General features: G+C 61.8%; 1 pseudogene. It reads right to left on the bottom strand.

The features are described 5' to 3' along the window. Positions 1-256 (bottom strand): annotated as a pseudogene (locus IE212_RS35355) (hypothetical protein); the annotation flags it as partial. Positions 257-508 lie beyond the last annotated feature (252 nt).

Genomic DNA, 508 nt, shown 5'->3' on the forward strand with positions numbered 1-508 from the left:
GGAAACGGCCGATGACCACAGCCGGGCCCGCCCACTCCCATAATCGGATGGTCGGCTGTCGTGTTCCTGCTGCGACTTCACGCGCCCAGGTCTCGTCAATGGCCATTTGCTCGTCCGGAGTACGCGGATGGTCGTGGATCACGGTGAGTTGAGGCTTGAGGGCGTTCCAGCGCTCCCGGTATTCAGAGCTTTTGTCGGGCTGCTTGGTTTGTGCATTGATGGATGCTGGGATGTTCGGCGCATCGGGGCTGCCCACCCCCACCCGCTGCGCTGGAGCCCCCGCCAGCGGGGGCACGGCTAGGGCCCCGCATGTTCCAATCCTGCAAAGGCGGCGGGTTGGATTCGCTTCAGGCAATGTTTGTCCGCTAGGCTGGTGAGCCATGTGTGGAATCGTTGGATATGCGGGAAATGTGGAAACGGCATGCGGCAAGCCTTTGGAGGTCTGTCTGCAAGGCTTGGAACGTCTGGAATACCGAGGATATGATTCAGCCGGCGTGGCGCTGACCGC

Origin of the sequence: Streptomyces djakartensis, from assembly GCF_014651075.1 — a bacterium.
GTDB lineage: Bacteria > Actinomycetota > Actinomycetes > Streptomycetales > Streptomycetaceae > Streptomyces > Streptomyces djakartensis.